The organism is Candidatus Omnitrophota bacterium, from assembly GCA_030695905.1.
GTDB lineage: Bacteria > Omnitrophota > Gorgyraeia > 2-01-FULL-45-10 > 2-01-FULL-45-10 > CAZHPY01.
Map to the genome: position 1 here is coordinate 1 of JAUYOL010000008.1, position 3,459 is coordinate 3,459.

Below are 3,459 nucleotides of genomic sequence, written 5' to 3' on the forward strand. Positions count from 1 at the left end.
GGGTAGTATACTCAATTGTGTGTAAATTCGCTTCAAAGAAGAAGTGGTTTTGTATGATTCCTGGGACAATCGTTGCTCTACGGGGCTCTGAGAGAATTTATTCAGGAATCAAAACACATTTTCCTTGCAATGTTTAAAAAAAGGCGTATCTTTCTGTTTGGAACATCTACATTAACCCAGGCCGGACACACCAATGTCTGCCTAACCAGAAAGGATACGCCCTATGCAATACGTAACCACTGAAGGTAGTTTACGACGCCGTTGGGCTCGAGTCAATGAATTTTTTCAAGATACCCAGCAGAAAGACTTCTGGGTTGACATTAACCACTATCTGCGGCATCTGGTCAAAGACTTAATCGAAGTCAGCCTGGACGAAGAAATGATCCAATATATGCAGACACAACCGTATCAAAGAGCCGGGGAGAATCGTTTGGACTATCGTAACGGACATTATTACCGTAATCTCGAAACCACCCTCGGTCCCGTTGAGCGCATTACCGTTCCTCGTTCAAGACGAGGATTATTTAAACCTGGCGTCTTTGCACGTTATCAAAGACGCCAACAGACAGTCGATGATGTCGTCTGTAACGTCTTCCTGCGCGGGATATCCACCAGAGATGTTGCCGGAGCATTAAAACCCTTGCTTGGCACCTCACTCTCGGCTTCTACTGTCTCCCGCATCACCAAACGCCTCAACCCATTAGTTAAGGTGTTCCACCAACGCAAGCTCCTCGATGAATATCAATTCTTGTTCCTGGATGGAATCACTATCTCGGTTAAAGGATCCCTCAAGGCAAAAAAGATCCTTGTTTTAGTAGCCTACGGCATAACTATCTTCGGTAAGAAAGAATTAATTGCCTTTAGAATAGCCAACGCCGAATCAACATCAGCCTGCGAAGGATTCCTCAACGACCTGTTTAGGCGCGGCCTTGAAGGTAAAAACCTTAAGATGGTCATTACCGACGGCTCCAAAGGATTCATTAGCGCCATTGAACTCGTATATCCTCACGCAAAACACCAACGCTGCTGGGTGCATAAACTGCGTAATGCCACTAAACACCTCAAAAAGGCCGACATCAAGGCGTTTAAGGCAGATGCGCGTATGATTTATAACGCTTCAACCCATAGGGAAGCCGTTGCCGCCTTCAAGCGCCTTCGTAAACACTGGTACAACGTCTCTCCTAAGGCGGTGGAATGTCTTGAGCGCGACATAGACGAGCTCTTGGCCTTCTTAACCATCCCTATCAAAGAACAATACCGCGCTTTTATTCGCCGGAAGATTCGCACGACCAATATCATCGAAAGATCATTCCGTGAAGTCAGGCGCCGGACCAGGCCCATGGGGTGCTTTACCAATTATGACAGCGTCAGCAGAATTATTTACGCTATTTTTAACCGTCTAAACTCCAAATGGCAAGAGAAACCTTTAAAAGAATTTACACAATTTATTTGACATTACCAAATCCTGTTCTCTGGTAACCTCCTATAACGCCACCTCTCCTTTTTCTTCTGTCCTAATCCGTATTGCATTTTCGATGTCAGAGATAAAAATCTTACCGTCTCCTATCTCGCCAGTTTTGGCATTGTCGATTATGGTTTTAACAATATGCTCTGCTTCCCGGTCAGGTACAACTGTTTCTATCTTTACCTTAGGTAGAAGCTCTACTTTGTATTTCTCGCCCCGCCACTGCTGGACTATCCCTTTTTGCTTACCATGGCCTTCAATTTCAGTAATCATCAGACCTGTGCAACCCGCCTCACCCAAGGCAAGGCGAACTGCCTCTAATTTTTCTGGCCGAATGATGGCTTCAATCTTTTTCATCATTTACCTCCATTTAACCTGTGCCCACTGCGTAAGTGGACACAAAAATTATATCTTTTATTTCTCATTCTTAATTCCTAAGTAAGAGGTCGCTGGTTTACGGGTTAAGAATTCCGGATACGCCGCGTTTCCGTGCTCACCGATATCCAAGCCTTCGATTTCTTCCTGCAGGCTCACCCGGATACCCATAGTCGCCTTCAAGATTCCCCAGGCAATCAGCGCAACGATAAACGTGTATGCTCCGCATGCGATTATTCCGGTCAATTGGCTAGAAAGTAATTTGGCGCCGCCGCCAAAAAATAAACCGCTTCCCGTAGCAACGCCAGCTATCTTATCCTGGGCAAATAATCCTACGCAAAGCGTTCCAAAAATACCGTTTACCAAATGCACAGATAAAGCGCCCACCGGGTCATCAATTTTTAATTTGTCAAAACCAATGACTGATAAGACTACTAATATACCGGCAATTAATCCAATAACGATAGAACTGCCTATGCTTACAAAAGCGCAAGGTGCGGTTATGGCTACTAAACCTGCCAGGCAGCCATTCAATGTCATACCTAAATCCGGCTTACCTAATAAAACCCAAGATAGAATAGTTGCGCTCATAATAGCTGCCGCTGCTGCTGTATTGGTGGTAACAGCAACGTGGCTTATTGCCATAGGGTCTGCCATCATAGTTGAGCCGGGATTAAACCCAAACCAGCCGAACCATAAAACAAAAGTCCCTAAGGTAGCCAAAGAAAGATTGTGCCCGGGTATAGGGTTAACTTTACCGTTACTATATTTACCGAAGCGCGGGCCCAATAATAAGACGCCTGCCAGAGCTGCCCAGCCACCTACTGAATGCACCACAGTAGAGCCAGCAAAATCAAACATTCCTTTTGCTGCCAACCAGCCACCACCCCAAACCCAGTGGCCAACGATGGGATAAATAAACATAGTCATAATAAAGGAGAATAATATAAATGATTTATACTTTATTCTTTCTGCCACGGCTCCAGACACAATCGTTGCCGCGGTTCCGCAGAAAACCAGTTGAAAGAAGAATTTGGCAAATAAGGGCACTCCTGTCCAGGAGATGGCGGAATAAACTCCCTGATAAGCGCTACCCGTTGCCGGAGAATTATCCGCACCCGCCAAAAACCACAACCCTTTTAATCCCAGAAAAGGATTACCATCGCCAAACATCAAACCCCAACCTAAAAATAAAAATCCCAAAGAGGAAATCGCAAAAACAATAAAGTTTTTAGACAAAATATTTACGCAGTTTTTCCCCCGTGCAAAACCTGATTCCACCATCGCAAAGCCCAAGTTCATAAAGAAAACTAACTTTGCCGTAACCAAAACCCAGATAGTATCAATAGCTACTTTCATCATGTCCATATTAGCCTATTCCTCCTTTCTTCTCCTGGTTATCTTGCTCATTTGTTTATTCAATTGAGAAAAATTAGGTAACGTAAAGGGGCTGTCCCCGAAGGGGACTGTCCCTTATTCTATCCCTAATTTCTCCCTAACTATTTTTGCGTAAATCCTATTGATGCGGCTTGTCTTAAGCCACCTCTCTAAAGTGCCTACTTGAATATCGAGTTTCTTAGACAAATCGTATAGGGTGTAGCCATTTTCTTCTTTTAGCT

At 44.5% G+C, this 3,459-nt stretch carries 3 protein-coding genes; 1 reads left to right on the top strand and 2 read right to left on the bottom strand.

The genetic code is table 11. The annotated features are described in order from the left end of the window. The first annotated feature begins 223 nt into the window (after positions 1-223). Positions 224-1,453, top strand: a complete 1,230-nt coding sequence (locus Q8R38_01755; GenBank protein ID MDP3790751.1) for an IS256 family transposase — start codon at positions 224-226, stop codon at positions 1,451-1,453. A 30-nt stretch (positions 1,454-1,483) separates the two neighbouring features. On the opposite strand, the gene Q8R38_01760 is transcribed toward Q8R38_01755, so the two are convergent. Next, positions 1,484-1,822: a P-II family nitrogen regulator gene (locus Q8R38_01760; protein MDP3790752.1), complete on the bottom strand. Its 339-nt coding sequence runs from the start codon at positions 1,820-1,822 to the stop codon at positions 1,484-1,486. Between the two features lie 57 nt (positions 1,823-1,879). Then, positions 1,880-3,208, bottom strand: coding sequence for an ammonium transporter (gene amt / locus Q8R38_01765; protein MDP3790753.1), 1,329 nt, complete (start codon positions 3,206-3,208; stop codon positions 1,880-1,882). Between the last annotated feature and the right edge of the window lie 251 nt (positions 3,209-3,459).